The sequence below is a fragment of the Nonomuraea typhae genome, assembly GCF_009760925.1.
GTDB lineage: Bacteria > Actinomycetota > Actinomycetes > Streptosporangiales > Streptosporangiaceae > Nonomuraea > Nonomuraea typhae.
Window position 1 is genome coordinate 1 of record NZ_VRLV01000027.1, and the last position, 20,712, is coordinate 20,712.

Here is a 20,712-nt window from a genome sequence, read left to right on the forward strand (position 1 = left end):
TCCAGATGCGGCAAGATCGCCTCGAACTTCGCCGCCAGCATCTCCACAGTCTCTGCCAGTATGCCCATACCACACCATCGAACCGGAATCCGGGATGCTACGAGTTATTTTTCGGCGAGTCCTAAGCAGCATTCCAGAAGTTCTGCTTGTAGCCCGCGGGGAGCCACGGGCTGGTCCACGGTGCCGCTGCGGTGAGCAGTTGGCTGGGTGAGCGGGCGCGGAAGAAGGCGTGGATCTGTTTGAGGCGGCCGGGCCAGCCGACGGCGGTGTTGGCGATGAACGTCTTCAACACGGCCCGGATGCGTTCCACCGGGTTGTCGTGCGGGCTGTAGCGGGCTGCGGACAGCAGCTCCATGGTGGGGTGTCCGGCCAGGTAGACGGTGACGGATTTGGCGTGGTGGATGCTGTCGTTGTCGCAGATAACCACGATTGCCGGGGCGTTGGGGACAGCCAGGCGGATCTGATCAAGCAGGGTGATGAAGTCGGCGGCGCAGCCGATAGACCCACCGGCCGGTGGTCATCTCCAGCGCGCCGCGCGGTAACTGGCGCAGCCGGGCGGTGATGTCGGCCACCCGCCGCCGGCGGTCCGGATCGCCGCGCGCCACCAGCTTGGGACGGCGCCAGATCGCCACGGTGCGCAGCCGCCGGTACAGCGTGCGCGGGCTCAGCTTCGGCCGGCCCAGATACCGCCACAACCGGGGCACCGTCCACGGCCCGGCCCGCTCCAGCAGCACCACGATCCGATCCAGCAGACCTGACCCGCCGTTGCGCGGCCGGCCCGGGCGGGGCCGGTCGGCCAGAGCAGCCGACCCGTGCTCGTTGAAGCGGCTGATCCATCGCCGCACCGTGCCGGCATCGCACTCCAGCAGTTCGGCGATCTGTGCCGGGGACAACCCGCGCACCGACAACAGGACCATGACCGCCCGAAGGGCCTAACGCCCTCGCAGGTCCGCGCGCAGCTGCTCGATCGAGGACTCGGGGCCGTTGGCGAACACGCTGACCGGGCGCATCCTGACCACGACCTCGCCGGGTGGGTGGGCGTTGCAGGCAACTTCGATCTGGACGAACCTTGAGCGCACCCGCCCACGGCCTTCAAGAGCCGAGGACATCCTCTCCGGCCCACATCTACTTGCCTAACCTGCCTTACTGGGCATCTATACCCTGACCAGCTAGAACGCTCAGTAACCCAAGATAACGGCCATCGTGCGCAACGTTGTGAGGAAGGTGAAAAAGAAGTCGGTGAGGATCGGGCTGGGCGCGGCCATCGCCATCGCCATCGACGCCGTCGCCGAGCTGCTCCCTGCCACCCGCGCGGCCGGCATGCAACCCACCGAGGCGCTACGCAGGGCCTGACCTGCGGACGATGACCGCGTACCGGTTGACCGGCTGCCGGATCCTTGGTCTCGCCGATTCGCAACAATCGATCGCCAAGCCGCAACGTCCGCACGTCACGGCGAGCCCCGGGCTGAGGCGAGACTGGCCGCATGAGCGTAAAAAGATCGCGTTTTGCCACGTCAATGGCGAGCCCGTCGATGCGGCGGCTACTCGCTCTGGTCACCGGCGGCTGCCTTGCCATGACCGCGTGCGTCACGCAGGCCGCGGCGCAGCCACCCACGGCGCCGAAGCCGCGCCCGTCGATCGTGAAGCTGGACTCGGGCCGGATACGAGGAGTGGACGACGGTACCGTCAGGACGTACTCGGGGATCCGCTTCGCGCAGCCGCCGCTGGGGAGCCTTCGGTGGAAGGAACCGGTACGGGTCGCGCCGTGGCGGGGGGTGGCCGACGCCACCAAGCCCGGCCAGCAATGCCCGCAGGCGGATAAGGGTAAGCAACTCGGCGGGGAGGACTGCCTGTTCCTCAACGTCACCGCGCCGGCCAAGGCGTCTCGAAAGCCGCTGCCGGTGATGGTGTGGCTGCACGGCGGCGGCTACCTCAACGGTTCCGGCAGCATGTACAACGCCCGGCGGATGGCCGGCCAGGGCGAAGTGATCGTGGTGACGCCCAACTACCGGCTCGGGGCGTTCGGCTACCTCGCGCTGCCGGGGCTGCCCGGCTCGGGTACGTTCGGGCTGGCCGACCAGCTCGAAGCCCTACGATGGGTGCAGCGTAATGCTGCGGCCGTCGGCGGCGACCCCGGCAACGTGACGCTGATCGGCCAGTCCGCCGGCGGGATGAGCACCTGCGCGCTGCTGACCTCTCCGGCCACGCGCGGCCTGATCAACAAGGCCGTCATGCAGTCGGGGATGTGCACGCTCAACTGGCCGGCCGGCACCTACGCCCCGGTTCCGGACATGCCGCCGTTTACGCCATACGCTTCGCTGAAGACCAGCCGGGACATCGGTCTGGCCGCGGCCAAGCAGCTCGGCTGTGCGGCGAGCAAGGAGCTGGAGTGCCTGCGCTCCAAGCCGGTCGCTGAGCTGATGAAGATCAACGAAAGGTTCGGCACCTCCCTCGCCCACGGCACGCCGCTGCTGCCGCTGGACCCGGCGCAGGCACTGCGCACGGGCAAATTCCTGCGCGTGCCGGTGATCTCCGGCGCCACCAAGAGCGAGGGCAACGGCTTCGTCGCTGGCACTGCACAGGCTGGGATCCCGGTGACCGCCGAGAACTACCCGACTCTGATGGAGAACGCGTTCGGCGAGCAGGCCGGCAAAGTGATGCGGGAATATCCGCTGAAGGCATTCTCCTCGCCTGGCCTGGCCTGGGCGACGGTGAGCAGTGACCGCGCATGGGCCTGCCCGACCCTGGAAGGCAACGAGGCAATGGCCGCCCGCACCACGGTATACGCCTATGAGTTCGCCGACGCCAAGGCCCCGAACATCGTTGGCATTCCCTCCGACTTCCCGCTGGGCGCACAGCACGCCAGCGACCTGCCCTACCTGTTCGAACTGGACGGCGAGGCATGGGACGGACTCACATCCGAGCAGTGGCGGCTGGCACAGCAGATGATCGGCTACTGGACGTCCTTCGCCCACACCGGCAAGCCCCAGGCCGTCGGCGCACCCGCCTGGCACGCCTTCACACCGTCCGGCCGGACCGTGCTCAGCCTGAAACCCACGAGCCAGGGCGGCATCGGCCCGGTCGACCTCGGCGACGAGCACCGATGCGCCTTCTGGCGCGGACTTTCCAACTGATCACCGCGATGGTGCCCGGGCCCGGGCCCGGGCCGGGCACCACGGCGCGCGACGGCAGATGGCAGACTCAGCAGACATGATCAGGATTCTGCTGGCCGACGACGACCCGATGGTCCGCCGCCATCTCAAGGCCATCCTCGGCTCCAGCACGGAGATCGAAGTGGTCGGCGAGGCACGAGATGGGGCAGAAGCGGTCGAGGAGGTCCTGCGCAACCAGCCAGACGTGGTACTGATGGACCTCAGGATGCCGGGCGTGGACGGGATCACTGCGACGAGGGAGATCACTGCGCTGGCCACGCCGTCCGCGGTTATCGCGCTCACGACGTTCGACTCCGACGAGCACGTGCTCGGCGCCCTGGAGGCCGGAGCTGCGGGCTTCCTGGTGAAGGCCACCCCGGCCGAGGAGCTGCTCAACCTGGTCAAGGTCGCCGCCGACGGGAACGTCGTGATGTCACCGAGCGCGGCGCGCAGACTGATCGCTCGGTCCTCCAGAGGCGACGAGCGGCGCGACGCTGCCCGGTCGCGGGTGGCCACGCTGGCCGAGCGTGAATGCGAGGTGCTGGCCTGCCTCGGTGAAGGGCTCACCAATCCCGAGATCGCCCGGCGGCTGTTCCTGTCGGAGACGACCGTCCGCAGCTATGTCTCCCGCCTCCTGGTCAAGCTCGACCTCACCCACCGGACGCAAGCGGCCCTGCTCGCCCACGAGGCCGGACTCCTTGACGAGCCCGGCTGAACACGACCCGCGACAACCCAGCCGCCACGGGCGACACCACGGCGGCCTTCCGAGGTACCCGCTGTGCACACACTGTCCCGTTGGCCGGAACTCATCGTCCGCGATCGAAGAATAATGCTCGTGGCCGCCATCGGCGCGGCCACGCTGATCGCCATCGTTCAGATCGTCCTGTACACCACGAGCGGGGACAGCCGCGGCCCTGGCTCGCTCGCCGAGCTCGCCCTGAACCTCCTACTCAACGCGTCCTTGCCGCTGGTCGTCCGCCTCCCGCGGACGGTAGGAGGACTGGCCGTCGTGGTCACGACGGTGCTCGCTCTCGGGGCCGGCCTGACGCCGGATGCGGCGGCAGCGCAGATCGACCCGATCGCGACACCCGTGGCAATCCCGGTCGTGGTGTCATTCCTGGTCACCCTGCTGCCCTGGCACCAGGCGTTCGCCTTCGCCGCCGTCCTGGCGCTGCCGGCGATCCCGATCTGGTCTCCCTCGTGGGGAAACCTGTACGAAGCGCTGTCGTCCACCGCCCTGCCCGCGCTGGGCGCCCTGTACCTGAGGGCCCGGTACGAACTGGTGCGATCGCTGCGCAAGCGGGCCGAGCTGGCCGACTCCGAACGCCGCCTGCTCGCCGAGCGGGCCGAGACCGCCGAACGGCAGCGCTTGGCCGCTGACCTGCACGACATCGTCACCCACCACGTCACGGAGATCGTGCTGCATGCCGACGCCCTCCGCGTCACCACCCGCGACGACGACGCCCGCGCAGCGGCCGAGCAGATCCGGCGAGCCGGCACACGCACCCTCACCGAGCTACGTGATCTCATGGATGTGGTCACCACAGGGGCCCGGCCTGCGTCCGCCGGGCGTCCCCAGAACGACACCGGCGGCGACCTCGCCGCACTGGCGGCGGCCGACCATGCGGCCCTGCACGTCGAGGGCGACCCCGATACGGTGCCTGCAGTCGTGGCCCGGGCCGTCTACCGGGTGGTGCAGGAGTCGCTGACCAACGCCCGCAAGCACGCTCCTGGAGCACCGGTCACGGTCGCCATCTCCTACCCCGGCGGCCGGGCCGACGTCGAGGTGCGCAACGCGGCGCCCCGGCGGGGCGTCGATCCCACGCTGATCAGCGCCGGCTCAGGGAGGGGCCTGACCGGGCTCGACCGCCGGGTCACCCTGCTCGGCGGCACCTTCAGCGCGGGAGACGACGGCGAGGGAGGCTTCACGGTCACCGCCAGCCTCCCCGCCTCCGCCACACGGAACGCCGCCACACCAGACCCTCGGGCACCTGCCGACTCCGGCGTGACGTGAGGAGGCGTCCTCTGGCGGTTTCGTGCCAGCGGTGGACAGTTCCTCAGCTCCTCGGTCGGCCTGCCACCAGCAACGGTGGGTGCGCAGGCGCTCGGCGTGTTCGGTAGCTGCCACGAGGCGTGTGGTGATCTCGTCCAGCAGCGACACGGCTGTGAGGTTCGTCGGTAGGTGGGTCCGGCGCACTTGGCGGGGAGTGATCACGCAGTGCGACCGCCGGGAGCCGCTCAGGCCGGATGGCCGTGTTGGGGCTAGAGTGTGTGTTGCAGATCTTGATCTAGCGGGTGTGGCTTGATGGTGGCATGGTGCGCCGTCACGAACTCACCGATGCGGCCTGGGCCAGGATCGAGCCGTTAATCCCGGCAGATCCTGGCCGAGGTGGTCGCTGGCGAGACCACCGCCAGGTCATCAACGGCATCGTGTCCCGCTCGAAAACACGGTTTCATACTGTGAGCTGGGGTTTTGCTGCGCGAGCAGAACGGCGGCTGCGACCATCGCAGGGTGTTGTTGTCGCTGGTCTACCGGTTGGTGAGGGATTGTTCGGCCTGCTGACGGTGCTGGTCCGCGCTGATCTATCCAAGGACGTTGAGCTGCTGGTGCTCCGTCACGAGAATCAGGTGCTGCGCCGCCAGCTCGGTGACCAGCCGCGGCGGGGTCACCTCGACCGGCTCTGGCTTGCGGCATTGTCGCGGCTGGTTCGCCGTCGCCGATGGGGGGAAGTGTTCCCGGTCACCCCGGCGACGATCTTGCGTTGGCGCCGCAATCTTGTCGCGCGTAAGTGGACCTTCACCGACAGACGGCGCCCGGGACGGCCCGGCACCCGCCGGCCGGTCAAGGCACTGATCGTGCGGATGGCGCGGGAGAACCCGACCTGGGGGCACCGCAGAATACAAGGAGAGTTGGCCCGGCTGGGGTATCCGATCGCTGCCTCCACGGTGTGGGAGATCCTGCATGCGGCGGGTATCGATCCAGCGCCCCGCCGAGCCGGGCCGACCTGGCGGCAGTTCCTGACCGCTCAAGCCCACGCGATCATCGCGTGCGACTTCCTGGTGGTCGAGACGATGTTGCTCAAACGGCTGTACGTGCTGGTCTTCATCGAGCACGGTACTCGGAGACTGCACCTGGCCGGGGTGGTCGCGCACCCGACCGGGGCCTGGATGGTGCAGCAGGCCCGCAACCTGGTGATGGACCTGGGAGAACGCATGGCCGGGCTACGGTTGCTGATCCACGATCGCGATCCGCTCTTCACCTCCACCTTCCAGGAGGTCTTCACAGCTGATGGGCTTCGGGTCATCACCACCCTGCCGCGGACGCCGATGAACGCCATCTGCGAGCGCGTCATCGGCACCTTGCGCCGCGAACTCCTGGACCGGATCCTGATTCTCAATGAACGCCACCTCGCCTGTGTACTACAGGAGTATCTGATCCACTACAACGGGCACCGGCCGCACCAGACACGGCACCAACGTCCTCCGGACATCGCGACGCAGTCCGCCTGGGACCTGACCGACCTCAACGACCTGCGATCCATCCGCCGAAGACCTGTCGTCGCAGGCGCGATCAACGAATACCACCACGCCGCTTAACAGTGATGATGGATGAGCACCTCCCGCCGGAGTCTGACCCACCGCTTAACTGACCTTGGGGTCTTCAACCGGATTTGTCGTCTTCGGTCGGGAGGTGCTCGTGTGCACTCACCGGCGTGCGGTGTGACCTGATAGGAGCCTGGCCAGAGGCCCCATCACTGTTGTGTCCGTCCGCTCGGCTGGTGCGTGCCGCCCTGCCCCATGATCACGAGCGACAGGACGACGATGTCTGCTATTACACCCCATGACGTGCCCGTTCTCGAGGTTGTCGGTGGCGTCGACACCCACCAGGACACCCACACCGCCGCGGTCATCGATGCGGTGGGGCGGGTTCTGGGCACCGAGCAGTTCCCCGCCACCCCGGCCGGATATGCGGCGCTGCTGGCGTGGATGCACCCCTTCGGGCGGCTGTTGCGGATCGGGATAGCAGGCGCCGGCGCATATGGCGCCGGACTGGCTCGTGTCCTCGACGATAAAGGCGTCGAGATCGTCGAGGTCGACCGCCCAGACCGCAGAACCCGCCGATTCCAGGGCAAGTCCGATCCGATCGATGCCGTCCAAGCGGCCAAGACCGCCCTGGCCGGGCAGCGAACCGGCACCCCCAAGCAGCGTGTGGGTCACATCGAAGCACTCCGCAATCTAAGGGTGGCCCGCCGCTCGGCCGTTGATCAGCGTGCCGACACCCAGCGCCAGATCAAGGCACTGATCATCACCGCGCCCGACGACCTGCGCGGACAACTGCGCCATCTGCCCACCAAGCAGCTGATCGCCGCGTGCGCGGCCTTTGAGCCCAATCGGGACGACGCTGCAACATCGGCCACCGCCACCAAGATCGCGTTGCGATCCTTGGCTCGCCGCCATCAACAGCTGTCGACGGAGATCATCGATCTGGACGAACTCCTGGAGCCGTTGGTGACGGCCATCAACCCCACGCTGATGGCCGTGCACGGCGTCGGCCCCGACACCGCCGGCCAGCTCCTGGTCACCGCCGGGGACAACCACGACCGGCTCACCTCAGAAGCAGCCTTCGCCATGCTCTGCGGCGTCGCCCCCATCCCCGCCTCCAGCGGCAAGACCACCCGGCACCGCCTTAACCGCGGCGGCGACCGCCAAGCCAACGCCGCCCTCTACCGCATCGCCCTGGTCCGTCTGCGCTGGGACCCCCGCACCCGCACCTACATGGACCGCCGCACCCAAGACGGCCTGTCCAAGAAGGAGATCATCCGCTGCCTCAAACGCTACATCGCCCGCGAGCTCTACCAGATCATCACCAAGAACGACCATGAACGACCCGCTTGACATCAATAGGAGCATCCGCAGCTCAGGGCACGTAACTCAATATTCGAGCGGCACAGGCCCACGAGCAGCAAAATGATCTATCTAAACGGCATTGGGCCCTATTCGCCCTTGCCGGACGAGCGGTTACCCTCATCTTCCGCACCGGAGTCGCTCGTTCGCATGCGAACGTCGAGATACGATCAATCTTCACCCGTGTAGGCAACTGTCCAGAAACTCACCTAGTGTCCCGGGCGCGGAACCACTTGCCGGCAGGACGAGAGAGAAGTACGAAAAGAATAGTCAGACAGAGCGCCAGGGAGATCACATCGCCCGAGGAGCCGTCCCGCAGAAAGCTTCGCACCTGGCTCAAAAGCCAAATGCTCTCCACAACCACGGCTGCCCGCCGCAACCATGCCCGTCGCCTTCCAAGCATTGCCGCCAGCACCACCGTGCCGACGACCAGCACGACCGCAGCCGACAGCTCCACCCAGGTTATGACATCAAGGATCGCGACATTTTCCGAAGCACTCAGCAGGGTTGCCATGAATGCAAGTCCGACCCCGGCGAATGCCGCCTGTATCAACATCAGTATCCGCATGAAACCCATTATGCGTCGCGTTGTCGAGCTGGCCACAGGGCTCCTATCTCCTGGAGGGGTGCCGGACCATGCCTTCACGTAACATGGTCCGGCATCCATTCACCGATATCGCTAGCGCGTCAGGCACATCGGCTCAGTGCCAGGCCCCCCACGAGACCCCGCTCTTCCTTGATTCCGCCAGTCGCCATCCTGTGTCATCCATCCAGTGGCGCCCGTTACGGAAGTAAACGATCGTCACGCGTTTTGTGTATCGATAGAAAGCATTTTGCGTACCATACCGAACCTGTGTGATCAGCTCCTTCTTTCTGGTGAGCACATCACAGGCCATTATCTGAACGCGGCCGTCGCATCGGTAGACGCTTCTGGATTGCTTGTAGGTGAAGACCTCGGTGCGAACGTAGTAGTAGTCCGTGATCTCGACGCTCTTGATCTCATCACCGACGAACGGGATCTTGGACAGGATTCTCTCGTGGATGTCCTCGTCGTTCCAGTAACCGTCCGCACGCTTCGCGAAGGTCTTCGACGTGCGGACGATGTGATCGACCAGTTGCGGCTTGCCCGCACCCCATGAGGGCGTGTCGCTCAATCCGGCGAGATCGACCCGGTTGACGGGATCACCGCTGCAGTATTCGTATGCGTTGGCACTTCCTCCGGGTATGGGGTCCGTCTGCAGAAAGCGTCCCGTCATGGGGTTGTACACGCGTACACCCATGAGTATCATGCCCGCGGTCGCATCACCCGAGCGCTGCTTGGAGCCCAGCCAGCCGTAACGGTCAGGCTCTCCCGCGACACGTCGCACGCCGTACTCGGCGCTCTCCGAATACTTGAGCACTCCTGTGACCGATACGGAGTTCTCGACCTGCGCGACGATATCGCCGTGCATATTACTGAGAAGCACCACTGATTGACCCGTGCTCATTTGCATGGCGCTCAACCCGGAAAAGCCGAGGATGTTACGCGTCCACGTGCCGTCGGCCTCAGTTATCCACGCCGGGCTGTCTTCCGACCCCGCGTAGTGGTTCGTGACAGTTCCAGGCTTGCTTCCCCCGGTCCTGGTTGTGGACTTGACTCTGCCTGACGGATCCAACGCGAAGCTGCTGGATTCGCCGCCTTGGCTCAATGAAGCGACGAGGCCGTTGGCGAAGTATCCAACTGACAGATCACCGCTCCCGGCGACATGCGCGGCTGGCACTCGCGTGGTCCGGCCCCACTCGTCGTAGGCATATCCGGTGTTCGTGATGCGGTCCGCCGTATCATAGCTGTACGTCTGGGTCTGGGCGGTCGTGCTGGTGCTGCATTGACCTGCGCTATCCGCCGAATATGAACTCAGGGTAGTTCTGTTGGAGTTCGAGTCGAACCCGTACATCCGCGTGACGCAGCCGCCGGCTCTGTCCTGAACGGAGACCAACCTATCTGCGGCGTCATAGGAGTAGGACTGGCTACCGGCCGGACTAGACTGGGAACTGACCCGGCTGTTCACATCCGGGGTGACACTGAACTGAAGCCAAGGAGTCCCATCCTTGCTGTACTTCAGAGATGTCTGCCGCCCGGTGCTGTCGAATCGGCTGGTTCCGACCAACCCGTTTGGATAGGTCTGATGAATCAAACCCTTCTGGGCATCGTATGCTCCACCGAAAGAACCCACACCGCTGACTTCCATTTTGGTGAGAAGCCCGCGCCTTTCCTCCAACCCCTTTGCGTCCAGCCCGTTGTAGCTGAAGGTAATGATACCCTTACCGTCATTGGTCGTCGCGACCCTGTTGTCGATGGTGTAGGTCGCCGTCGCTACATTATTCGTGGCGTCGGTATACGAAATCGCACGCCCGAAACTATCGTAATCGATGACGACCTTGTCGTTTCCCGCGGACTTCTGCTTTTCCAGGCCGCTGACAGGGTCGTAGGTGATGATGGTCTCAGGAATCGGCGTGCCGTTCTCAGGGCCGGCCGAGACATCAAGGCGGGATTTGATGAGGCGTCCTGCGCCGTCGTATGTGTTCACCGACATGCGGGATACCGACGAAGTGGCGGACGTACTGCTCGCAAGGTTTCCGTAGTACGTGTACGTGTGCGTGTTGGTGGCGACCTGCTTGCCGCTCGCCGACTGTGCGGCAGGCCCAATACGGCAGATCCAACCTGACCACTCCGGCTTGTTCCCGCAGGAAGGATCAGCCGGATGAGCACCCGCCGTGTAGTAGCGAGTCAGAGTCGTCCCGGTGTCATTACCGCTAGAGGCGGGCATACGCTGCTCAATTTCGCGCCCGGTCTGATCGTATCGCACCCGTCTCACGATATTGGCCTGCCCGCCCATAACCGTGCTCATGGACGTGGATTTACGCAGATCCCAGCCAGACGGGTCTCCGGATTTGATGGGATCGTAGCCCAGCAAGGTTGTTTTCTTGTCCAGCGCGCCCGGTTGCGTGGAACCGTCCGGCACGACCGGCTCGACCACGGTTTTCGTGACCATGTGATAGTCGACGGCCGTAGAGGGCTTGCCCTCGTCATATGTATGACTGGTCCGCTCCCGAGCCGATGTCAAGGCCTTGTCCGCCAGCGCGACCGTTCGCATCGACCCCTCTACAGAGAGGAGATCGCTGTCGGTCGTGTATTGAGACACAGTGGCGAGTAGGTCGGCGCGTGCAGCAGAACTGCTCTGAGCGGCCACATATGGATCGGTATCGATCGACGGACTCAGAGCTTGTGCGCGATTACCTGGCGTCAGCTCCCAGGTCACATTGCCTTTGTCGTCATACCTTGAGGTGCTTACCTGCCACGATCCTGCACCGAACTCAGCCCGATTGACGGCACGACCGTTGATGTCCATGTACGTCAACGCGCCGTACTTCCAGTCCTCGGCGGCCGGTCGATAGACACCGCCCACACCGCGCACGGGAATACGTGATGCAGGGAATACGGCAGTTCCTACATGGGGAAGATCCGCCGCCTGGCCCCAGGAGGAGGTCTGGGCCGAGGTCAGATCGAGAGGTGCGCCGGCACCGCCGATGGGCACGTCATAGGCAACGGCGTAGGTGGGGTCGATCTCACCGCCCTCACGTTGCACGTGAGCAAGGCGGCCCTGTGCGTCGTAGTCCATCCGCCATGGCGCCAGCCCTGGAGGCGTGATCTGGTTGACGCGTCCTTCCGCGGTGTAGTAGTAGGTTGTCTTCATGCCTGTTCGGGGGTCTGTGACCTCACGCATCCGCCCGGTGGAGTCGTACGTGTATGAGACCAGCACAGTGGTCTTCATCGCGCTCGACTCAGGATCGAACCCCGTGAAAGAGATCTTTTGCGCCTGCCCTATGTATTCGCCCCAGCCTGAACCCACTCCTGTGGCTGTCGTGGCTGTCGAATACGTGAGGTCCAGCGCTCGGCAACCCGGAGCCAGCGCCGGTTCACACGTCACACCGGCGGCCGGAGCCGAGAGGACTCGCGTCACCCGCCCCTGAGCATCACGGGAGTAGGAGATCACGACACCTGCCCCGGACGTTTCGACACGGCTGACAACCCAATTGCCGTTGACCACGACGTAAGTGGTCTTGACTCCCTTCTTGTCCTGGACGATCAGCCGGTCGTTGTTGGAGTCCTTCGAGATCGCCGACCCGTCGGCCGCGTCTCCGATGCCGACGTAGTAGTCGCCCTTCTTGACATACGTCATCGTCTCGCCGCTAGGTCCGACAAGCTGAATCGTCCCAGAATTGCCGCTACTGGTCGGCGAGAACTCCGACACCCAGGACGGAGCCGTCGGGAAGCCTCCACGCCACCCCGGTCCGAACAGTTTGTTCTCGGCGATTTGCTGGTCGTGCCTAGCCGCAGTCGGATCCAGCGTGGTTGTGGCGCGCGAAACGTCCACACCGAACATGCTCACGTCGGTGGTCTTGATTGAGAAGTCACCGGTCTGCAGAGCGAGTGTGCCTGGTCCGACGTCAGCGGTGGCATACGAGGTGCCGAAGGCTGTGCGATCAAGCATGGTGATAACCGACGGGGTGCACTTGGGTGAGGCGCCGTCCTTGCTGAAGCAAGCTCGGATCTTTACGCCTCCGTCGGCGTACTGGGTATCGCGGAGGGTCTTGGCGAGGTCCCAGGAGAGTTCCGCGAAGTCCTGCGAGGTGTCAGTTCGGGTCTGCGGCCAGGAGCCAATCGGTGTCGCTGAGCCAGGAGCGGTTACGTCAGAAGGAGGAATGGGGTTCCAAACCTCCAAATCCCATGGCGAAGGGTCGGCGCTGGCCCTGTATTCGTAAGTTACCTGTGTCCACTCCGGCGCTGCGGCGCCGATCAACGGTACGGCCCGCTGCGTACGGCTCTTGTGCTTATCGGCAACGATCCCGCCGGTTCCGATGCCAAAGCTCATGCTCCACAGCGGAGAAGTGTTGTGCGCCTTGTCCCTCGCCCGAATGTAGACCGTGTGCCAACCCTCGCCCGCGGAGTCGAGAGGGATCTCAAGGCTTCCCCCGAAATCACCGCCCTTGATGGGCTTCCAGTCCGAAGTGGTTGGGTCGTCAAGCCCCCACTGAAAGCCTGCGAGATCGGTGTCGCCGGAGCCCATAAAGCACTTGGAGGGGCCGTTCCAGTCACGTGGCTTCCAGGTGCCGGCCGGATGGCTGCAGCCTGTGTTCCCGCTGGTCAACGTGGGTGGGCGAGTATCAACCGTAACTGCTTGCCAAGGCGACCATTCTGATGAGAAGACACCATCTGACGCCCGAGCCCGCCAGCGTACCTTCCAGCCGTCAGCCAGCTTTCCGGCCGGCACGACGGCCTTGGCGAATTCACCCGCCTGTACGCCCTCGACGGCCCCGCTCCAGATCAACCCGCTCCCGTGCGCGGTGTCGGCAGGATCGTGCTCCATCTCGAACTCACTCTTGAGCAAGCCTCCGTCGTTGTCCCTGACACCTGCGAACAGGGTCGGGGTGACGGTGTTGGTGTAGAAGGCGCCAGAATTACCTACGACTGGCGCGGTACGCAGGTTCTCCGTCCACGGAGTGCCGCCAGTGGTGATGACCAGTTTCACGTTGGCAAACTTCCAATAGAACGTTCCAGCGTCGGTTCGCTCGTCATGGAGGGAAAGTTGCAGGCCATGTCCCGCAGCACCGCCGGCCCATGCTTGGGCGATCTTGGTAATCTGGAAGTTCCAGGGGTGCTCGGTCACATTGGGATCGTCGACGCACGCTGCGGGAGGCAGGGGCACCACCTCGCCTTCGGCGGTGGTGGCGGGCTGCGTACTCCATTTGACGGTGCTGGGCGTCCAGGCCCCGGTCATCCGACGCACTCGCAAAGCGCGCCCTGTCGGACAGTTCGGCTGACCGTTGTATCCGACCGCCGTGAGGGCAGTGTCCAGCCGGGCATCGACCACCTGCTGCCCGGCCAAGCTTGAGGTGTCGAACTTCAGCAGCGCCCGCGCAGGGGTGTCGTTGCCGCCGTTGTTACCGCACCCGTCGTATTCCCAGAAGGATCCGTCGATGACGCCGACTTCCTGACCGCCTGTGAGCGTGTGAGAGAGTTCGGTGCCATCAGTGCACTGTTCGAGAATGGTGCGCTCGGCCTGAACGTTCAGGGTAATCGTAGGGTCAACGATCACAGGGAACGTAGTATCCGGATCACCTAGATAGGCAGGGTCGGGTCGGAGCACTAGCGCCTGCCGACCGTCCTTATCGACAATCCGTGTGTCGATCTTCCCTATCTTATCCGTGGGTGCCGCCGAGGGCGCCGCCTGTGCATGGGCCGAAGCCTCGTACATCACCGGCTCGGGTGCGGAAGCGACCATCTTGCCTTTGCGGTCGAGCAGGTTGAGCCCACCGTCCCCGCTCTCACCCAGCTTCAATCCCCTGGTTTCGACGGGTATCTCGAACTCGACCGCATCCGCGGGGCGTTCGCGCAGGACGAGGTCGTGGCGGAAGCCGTCGGGCAGAGCGGCCACGACGAGATCCGCACCAGGTCCTGCGGCATCAGGATAGGTAGCCTTGTTACCTTCGATCCTGGGCTGAGGCAGGGCTCCGGGCCAGGTGAGAGAATAGGATTGCTTCTCTGAGCTCTTGAGGAGAACCAGCGGCTTGCCGCTTCCGCCCGCCGAGAACTCTACGTCAGATAGAGCGGCCCTGGGCTTGAGCACGCCATTCTCAGCGATGAGAGTGGTATCGATCGCGACCCAGCTATCGCCCCTCTTGACTCGCACTGGACTACTCGACGCCTCAAGCGTGACCGTCCCGTTCGGGTTCACGTATGTCAGGGTCGTCGCTGTCGTTTCGTCGGCGACTCGAACACGTTGGCCTTGCAGCCGCGCGGCTAACGCGGCCGAAACCCGGTCAGACCGTTCCTCGACCTTCTTGATCTGATCTTGCGCGGACGGCGCGGGGCTTGCGGCAGACGGGGCTGCTGCAAGCGCGGGATCCGATGCGGACGCAAGGAAGACTCCCAAGGCGAGCGCCGTACGCGCGGCATGCAGTTGCGCCTTGGGGGTATGCCGTTGGGTGAAGCCGGTTCTTCGGGCGTCCACTCAACCTCCTGTACCAATTCCGATGATCACGACAAACGACTGAATGGTACATCGGGCTCCAATGCTGATAAAAGGGGCATTTGTGGCTCATTTTCGACGATCTGCCATAGGGGGTCAGAGCATCGTCGTGCTCCTGAGCACTTGGCGCTCCGCCAGACGAGACGCCCCCCATAAGCGCGGCTCAGCAGGCCCCAGCTTCAAGCGTTGACGGAGCTCCCAATCTGTACCCCGCCCACGAAAGTGCGCCTGCCGATAATTCCATCCGTACAGGTCAAGCGGCATAGGAGTACTTATGGAGGCTACCGCCGAGCCGGTCTCGTCGGCGTACGCTCAGGTCGATCATTTGTCCGGGATCGGTGATCGGGTCCGAGACGGTGCGCAGTGGAGCTGCATGGTTCAGGGCTTGGTGGGCTCGGTGCTGGTTGTAGAAGTGTTCGTATTCGCGCAGGGCGTGGCGTAGGTGATGTTCGTTCCATGCGAGGCAGCGATCGAGGAGCTCATGGCGGCAGGACTGCACCCTGTAGGTGCCGGAAACTCGTCCATCGGTTGTGACCTGGGGTTTCCTGTTTGGCAGGTGGGCGATCTTCGGGACGAGCAGGATCGGGTCTTGTGGCGCTTCGACTGCTCTATCTGATTTTCATCCGTCTTGTCGGCTGGCTTGCTCTGCTGGCGCGATCGGATGCCTCTAAACAGGCGGAGATCTTGGTGTTGCGGCATCAGCTGGCGGTGCTGCGTGGTCAGGTCGCACGGCCTCGGTCGTCGTGGGCAGATCGGGCGGTGGTCGCAGCGCTGGCGCGGCTGCTGCCCCGATCTCGGCGGATCGGCTTGTTCGTCACGCCTGGTACGGTGCTTCGCTGGCACGCCGACCTGGTGAAACGACGTTGGACCTACAAACGGACCCAACCTGGTCGCCCGCCGACGCGCCCCGCGATCCGCGACCTGGTGTTGCGGATGGCTGCGGAGAACCCGGGGTGGGGTTACCGGAGGATCGCCGGGGAGCTGGCAGGTCTGGGCCGTAGGATCGCGCCGTCGACGGTGTGGGTGATTTTGAAGAAGGCCGGTGTCGATCCGGCGCCCCGCAGGTCGGGGCCGGCCTGGGGAGATTTCCTGCGCGCTCAGGCCGATGGGATCCTGGCCTGTGATTTCTTTCATGTCGAGACGATCATGCTCGCCCGGTTGTACTGCTTCGCGGTCGTTGAGCACGCCACCCGCCGGGTCCATGTCCTGGGCGTTACCGCGAATGCGACCGCCTGCTGGGTCGCCCAGCAGGCCAGGAACTTGTTGATGGACCTGGGGGAGCGAGCCGGGTCATTCAAGTTCGTGATTCGCGACCGGGACAGCAAGTTCACCGCGCTGTTCGATGAGGTGTTTCGCGCCGAAGGCATTCGGATCGTGCTCACCGCTATCCAGGCCCCCCGCATGAACGCGATCATGGAACGCTGGGGCGGCAGCGTACGGCGAGAGATCCTCGACCGGACCCTCATCGTCAACGCTGCACATCTGCGCAAGGTCCTCGCCGAGTACGAGGACCACTTCAACGCCCACCGAACACACCGCGCTTTGAACCAGGCCAGCCCGCTGAGACCGTTACCCGACCCTGTCGACGCCGACATCAAGGTCATCCGACGAGACCGGTTCGGTGGTCTGATACACGAATACTCCCAGGTCGCATAGGGTGGCCGAGTTTTCGGCACCGACAGGACCAATTGGCCGAGCAGTTGGGCATCGCTGACCCGTCGTGTGTCAAGGCCTACACCCAGCGGCAGAGGACAGCCTACGAGCACTGCACCTGCCGATAATCACGTCCGGCCAGTCCATGGCCTTGCGATGTTCAGGATGGCGGGGATGGTCTCCACCCAACACGGGGCATACCATGCTGATCACCGAGGAGGGCAGGAAGCGCCACGCGGAGGCGCTGCCCACCCACCGGGCCGTGCTCAACGACATCTTCGAAGGCGCCACGGTCAGCGCACGATGAAGCCCCGCCAGATGACCAGGCGCCGCTGCAGCACGGGCCACTCGCCACCCTTGATGCCGCGCAGGGCCAGGGCCAGCGGGACGAGCGCCACGGAGGCGGCGACGACGATTTCCGTGATCAGCATGAACAGGTGCTCGAAGGCCATGGCTGGATTCCCCTGGTTGAAAATCGAACTAGTTAGCGGTGTGAACACCCGGAGTGCTGGGCCTATCTCCGGTGAGAAATCCACTTATGCCGGTGATGTGAGCATCTAGACCGCTTCGTCGCACGCTTCTACCGTCGGGGGATGCGTATCCGGACCACCCTGGTAGCGGCGCTGCTGGCCGTACCCCTCATCGCGACACCCGCACACGCGGCCGGGAAAATCACGTGCGACCCCCTCGACCGCCGCCTGGACCTCCCGGCCCCCTACACCGTCGTGGGCCGGAACTGCTTCGGGACCGGCGTCCAGGACGTCGAAGTCATCGGCTTGAGCGGCTCGGCCACCGGCCGCCACCTGTGCAAGTGGGCGCTCTACGACGTGCTGAGGCGCAGCCTGATAGGAGCCGCCTGCAACCCGCTGTAACCTCAGACGTTCCAGCACCGCTCGCCACCAGGCGGGCTCCGCCGGAATGCCACAGCCCGATGACGGCCAGGTGTTGGCGCATCGCGTGCTCGCAGGCGGCGACGATGACCTCGCACCCGGCTGCGCCGATCGCTCCGCCCCGCACCCGCGGGTCGGTGGCGAACGCGATCGCGGGCATGCCCTCGATCGCGCCTTCGCCGGCGAGCGTGCCCCGCCCAAGCGGCGAGCACTGTACACCAGGCAGATCAAAACCCGGCCCTGGCGAGAGGGCGGCGTACGTGAGTAAGCGGGCACTGGTTGACGTACATGATCGGCCGGGGCCGGCTGCCGAGCCCGCCCCGGAACCGTCGGCCCGGCCGCGTACGCTGAACGCAGCTCTCGGCACCTTCCCCACGTCCCCCGCCTGCTGGAGGCATCGCCGATGACCCGCACCAGCGCCGGCGCCTCGGCTCACGCCCGCTACCGCGAACTGCTGGCCGCCGACCGCGGCGAACGCCTGCTGATCGCCCTCGTCCTGGCTCTGCTCCTGGGCGTCCCGGTCGGCTTCATCATCGGCTGGCAGGCCGGGCTCGCCACCGCGGCCCTCGCCGCGTCCGCCTACGCCCTGGCCCGCTGGCGCAACCACGACGCCGTACGCACCTGGCGGCGCGGCGCCCTCGGCGAACGCCGCACCGCCCGGCGCCTGCAACTGCTGGAAACCCTCGGCTACACCGTCTTACACGACCGCGCCCTACCGGCGAGCCGGGCCAACCTGGACCACCTGGTGATCGGGCCCACCGGCGTGCACCTGATCGACTCCAAGCAGTGGAAGCGACCGAAGATCTTCACCGTGCGCGGCGGGCGCGTCCGCACCGTACGCGGCGCACCCCGCGCCCTCACCCCCAAGGACGTCGCCCCCGCCCTGTACGAGGCGAGCAAGGCCACCAAGGACCTGCGGCCCTTCCTCGGCCGCACCGTCACCATCACGCCCGTCCTGGTCGTCCACGGCCGCCGCTTCCCCCGCAGCACCGTCGTCAACGGCGTGCCGGTCCTGTCCCCCGGCCGGCTGTCCACCTGGCTCCTCAACCAGCCCCAGGCCCTGACCCCCGAACTCGCCGCACGCGTAGCCACCGCCGCCCGCCGGGCCTTCCCCCCATACTCAAGCTGACCTCCACCGGGAACCTCGTTTCGGACGACTCATCCCCGAACCCGCCCCCTGGACCACCTGCTGCTCTCGTGATCTTCTTGAGAGCACCGAGTAGCCCTCACCCGCCTCGGGCACACGCTGGCCGAAGGCTGGACGGGCCCCGAAGACGAGGTGTGTGCGCGATGAGATGGTTTCGCCGGCGGCACCGCCCCAGCGCAGAAGAGCAGCAAGCCGTGGCCGAGCTGCTCGACCAGGACCATCCACGGGCGAGCGTCAGCGACGGTGATCACATCTCGGTCAACGCAGGTCAGGTGCTCGACAACATCGCGCTGGCGATGGAACGGCTGGACCTTGACATCAACACCCCGATCAGCATCGACGAGGATGTGGTTGCCCTCAATGAGCTGATCGTCATGGTCCGAACGCTACAGCTGGGGTCGGCTCTGGCCACCCATGTGGTCAACACCGCGATGCGGCTCATGGCCGCGCGCTACCCGGCCGAGCTGGTCCGCCGGCCATTGCCACCGGAATACGACCTGCAGAAACTAGCGCCGCTGAGGATCCGTGACCGGCAGCAGGACATCGCGAAGACGATCTTCAATCGGCGCGCCGCCAGCACCCAAGACCTGACCGAGCAAGACGTGGCCGCCTACCTGGAGCCCCTGGAGCCAGCCGGGCAAATCGAGGTGTTCGTAGCCCTGTTCACCATGTACGAACACAAGATCGGGGCGATGAAGTACACGACGGGTATCGAATAGACGCCCCGTCCCTGCCCCCGGCCGCCGCCTGATCCCGATCGCAGATCAATCAAGCCGTCGCCCCCCTCCCGCCTACACTGGCCACTGACGGAAGGGGCCATCCCACGTGACGTCCGGCAAGACCCTCGAAGAGCGCGTGACCGGCCCGACGTCGGGTGCGGTCTGAGCATGCCGATCAATACCTCGCGCTCATCGGCCTTGGCACCGCTCAGGGCGAACAGCACCGGCAGCCCGCCCGGCGTGCACAACAGGTGCAGCCGATGCCCCCAGAAGTATCGGGAGTGGGAGGCGCAGCAGCCGTACTCCGCCCAGCGCCGGGCCGTCTCCCGCGAACGGCCGCACTCGATCGGAGTGGAATCGGCCACCCAGACATCGTCATTCCACGGCGAGGTGTCGGCGCCCAGCATCCGGATCATGTACCTGACCAGGCCACAGGCATTACGCAGCCGCCGGTTGTAGCCCGGCTGCCCGGGCAGATGCGGGAACATCACGCCCAGCTCGGCACGCGCGTACCGCAGCCGGCGCCGCTCAGAGATGAAGCCCGGAAGCGCCGACAACATCGCCAGTGTCACCAGCTCGGCATCACCGAGCCTCGGCGCGATACCGACCTCAGCCCGCCACGGAGCCAGGCGGCTGGGCCTTCAACACATCATCGATCCGCACGTACAGTGCGGTTGCGAGGATGTCTAGCTCCTTCGTCGCACATCGAGCGTGGGCACCCTCGCCCTAACTTCGCAGCTACGCCTAGGCATCAACCATCTAGCCGGCCCGAAGAAAACACCAGCTCAGGCCACGTGCGCAAATTTAAAGCAGTACAGGCCCGGGCCACCGCCAGAGTGACGGCCGGGAACTGGTCGAGCGCAGCGACACCCACGACTCCATCCGCGAGCAGGAACAACGATAGCGACCCCATGATCACGGATGTGATCATGGGGTCGCTACTCTCTGATCTACTTCGCCAACGGTGTCTCTGACGATGGTGGGGCCGCAGCGGTTTCAGGTCATCCGAAGTGCACGCGGGTGGGGTCGGTGAAGCCGTTTCCGATGCTGGTGTCGCTGGTCCAGGGGGTGTTGGTGAAGCCGCGGCCGTTGTACCAGGCTTTCAGGTTGCCGCTCGGCTCGACGAGGATGAGTTCGGCGCGCCCGTCTCCGGAGATGTCGGCGAAGCGCACCCGG

At 65.2% G+C, this 20,712-nt stretch carries 15 protein-coding genes and 2 pseudogenes; 11 read left to right on the forward strand and 6 right to left on the reverse strand.

Annotated features, from left to right (window positions below; all coding sequences use genetic code 11):
• Positions 1–121: 121 nt before the first annotated feature.
• Positions 122–1,010, reverse strand: a pseudogene (locus FVE25_RS56920) (helix-turn-helix domain-containing protein).
• 193 nt (positions 1,011–1,203) lie between these two features.
• Here FVE25_RS56920 and FVE25_RS52470 point away from each other — a divergent pair.
• The 6 genes from FVE25_RS52470 (at position 1,204) to FVE25_RS52500 (ending at position 8,048) form a co-directional block, all read left to right on the forward strand.
• A complete protein-coding gene (locus tag FVE25_RS52470) occupies positions 1,204–1,353 on the forward strand; it encodes a hypothetical protein (RefSeq protein WP_157254931.1) in 150 nt (49 codons plus the stop codon).
• Positions 1,354–1,484: 131 nt separating this feature from the next.
• Entirely contained in the window at positions 1,485–3,134 is a 1,650-nt protein-coding gene (locus tag FVE25_RS52475) for a carboxylesterase/lipase family protein (protein ID WP_219826046.1), read from the forward strand.
• A gap of 76 nt (positions 3,135–3,210) precedes the next feature.
• Entirely contained in the window at positions 3,211–3,867 is a 657-nt protein-coding gene (locus tag FVE25_RS52480; RefSeq protein ID WP_157254932.1) for a response regulator, read from the forward strand.
• A 120-nt stretch (positions 3,868–3,987) separates the two neighbouring features.
• Entirely contained in the window at positions 3,988–5,166 is a 1,179-nt protein-coding gene (locus FVE25_RS52485; protein ID WP_181019995.1) for a sensor histidine kinase, read from the forward strand.
• A 299-nt stretch (positions 5,167–5,465) separates the two neighbouring features.
• Positions 5,466–6,749: an integrase core domain-containing protein gene (locus FVE25_RS57320; protein ID WP_219826047.1), complete on the forward strand. Its 1,284-nt coding sequence runs from the start codon at positions 5,466–5,468 to the stop codon at positions 6,747–6,749.
• Between the two features lie 234 nt (positions 6,750–6,983).
• A complete protein-coding gene (locus FVE25_RS52500; protein WP_425489538.1) occupies positions 6,984–8,048 on the forward strand; it encodes an IS110 family RNA-guided transposase in 1,065 nt (354 codons plus the stop codon).
• 214 nt (positions 8,049–8,262) lie between these two features.
• On the opposite strand, the gene FVE25_RS52505 is transcribed toward FVE25_RS52500, so the two are convergent.
• Positions 8,263–8,625, reverse strand: a complete 363-nt coding sequence (locus FVE25_RS52505; protein WP_157254934.1) for a hypothetical protein — start codon at positions 8,623–8,625, stop codon at positions 8,263–8,265.
• 133 nt (positions 8,626–8,758) lie between these two features.
• Positions 8,759–15,109 (reverse strand): DNRLRE domain-containing protein, encoded by a 6,351-nt coding sequence (locus tag FVE25_RS52510; protein WP_157254935.1) that lies wholly within the window; start codon positions 15,107–15,109, stop codon positions 8,759–8,761.
• Between the two features lie 292 nt (positions 15,110–15,401).
• Here FVE25_RS52510 and FVE25_RS52515 point away from each other — a divergent pair, with 292 nt between their 5' ends.
• Positions 15,402–15,569 (forward strand): hypothetical protein, encoded by a 168-nt coding sequence (locus FVE25_RS52515; RefSeq protein WP_157254936.1) that lies wholly within the window; start codon positions 15,402–15,404, stop codon positions 15,567–15,569.
• 149 nt (positions 15,570–15,718) lie between these two features.
• Positions 15,719–16,783 carry an integrase core domain-containing protein gene (locus FVE25_RS52520; protein ID WP_219826048.1) on the forward strand — a complete coding sequence of 355 codons (1,065 nt, stop codon included), beginning with the start codon at positions 15,719–15,721 and terminating at the stop codon, positions 16,781–16,783.
• A 290-nt stretch (positions 16,784–17,073) separates the two neighbouring features.
• Here FVE25_RS52520 and FVE25_RS52525 read toward each other — a convergent pair whose 3' ends face one another.
• Positions 17,074–17,232 (reverse strand): hypothetical protein, encoded by a 159-nt coding sequence (locus tag FVE25_RS52525; RefSeq protein WP_157254938.1) that lies wholly within the window; start codon positions 17,230–17,232, stop codon positions 17,074–17,076.
• Between the two features lie 141 nt (positions 17,233–17,373).
• Between FVE25_RS52525 and FVE25_RS52530 the strand changes: the two genes are divergently transcribed.
• Positions 17,374–17,652 (forward strand): hypothetical protein, encoded by a 279-nt coding sequence (locus FVE25_RS52530; protein WP_157254939.1) that lies wholly within the window; start codon positions 17,374–17,376, stop codon positions 17,650–17,652.
• Here FVE25_RS52530 and FVE25_RS56770 read toward each other — a convergent pair.
• Positions 17,549–18,106 (reverse strand): carboxyl transferase domain-containing protein, encoded by a 558-nt coding sequence (locus tag FVE25_RS56770; protein WP_343046198.1) that lies wholly within the window; start codon positions 18,104–18,106, stop codon positions 17,549–17,551. The genes FVE25_RS52530 and FVE25_RS56770 overlap by 104 nt on opposite strands.
• Between FVE25_RS56770 and FVE25_RS52540 the strand changes: the two genes are divergently transcribed.
• Positions 18,074–18,799 (forward strand): nuclease-related domain-containing protein, encoded by a 726-nt coding sequence (locus tag FVE25_RS52540; RefSeq protein ID WP_157254941.1) that lies wholly within the window; start codon positions 18,074–18,076, stop codon positions 18,797–18,799. The two genes, FVE25_RS56770 and FVE25_RS52540, sit on opposite strands and share 33 nt — an antisense overlap.
• 212 nt (positions 18,800–19,011) lie before the next feature.
• The gene (locus FVE25_RS52545; RefSeq protein ID WP_157254942.1) at positions 19,012–19,536 is read left to right on the forward strand and encodes a hypothetical protein; all 525 of its coding nucleotides are present in this window, start codon (positions 19,012–19,014) and stop codon (positions 19,534–19,536) included.
• A 152-nt stretch (positions 19,537–19,688) separates the two neighbouring features.
• On the opposite strand, the pseudogene FVE25_RS57325 reads toward FVE25_RS52545, so the two are convergent.
• A pseudogene (locus FVE25_RS57325) lies at positions 19,689–20,220 on the reverse strand (transposase family protein); the annotation flags it as partial.
• Positions 20,221–20,712 lie beyond the last annotated feature (492 nt).

Coding starts and splice junctions, on each gene's coding strand:
- FVE25_RS52505 (WP_157254934.1), bottom strand. CDS start 8,625: ATGCGGATACTGATGTTGATACAGGCGGCATTCGCCGGGGTCGGACTT.
- FVE25_RS52525 (WP_157254938.1), bottom strand. CDS start 17,232: ATGGCCTTCGAGCACCTGTTCATGCTGATCACGGAAATCGTCGTCGCC.
- FVE25_RS52530 (WP_157254939.1), top strand. CDS start 17,374: ATGCGTATCCGGACCACCCTGGTAGCGGCGCTGCTGGCCGTACCCCTC.
- FVE25_RS52540 (WP_157254941.1), top strand. CDS start 18,074: ATGACCCGCACCAGCGCCGGCGCCTCGGCTCACGCCCGCTACCGCGAA.
- FVE25_RS52480 (WP_157254932.1), top strand. CDS start 3,211: ATGATCAGGATTCTGCTGGCCGACGACGACCCGATGGTCCGCCGCCAT.
- FVE25_RS52515 (WP_157254936.1), top strand. CDS start 15,402: ATGGAGGCTACCGCCGAGCCGGTCTCGTCGGCGTACGCTCAGGTCGAT.
- FVE25_RS52475 (WP_219826046.1), top strand. CDS start 1,485: ATGAGCGTAAAAAGATCGCGTTTTGCCACGTCAATGGCGAGCCCGTCG.
- FVE25_RS57320 (WP_219826047.1), top strand. CDS start 5,466: ATGGTGCGCCGTCACGAACTCACCGATGCGGCCTGGGCCAGGATCGAG.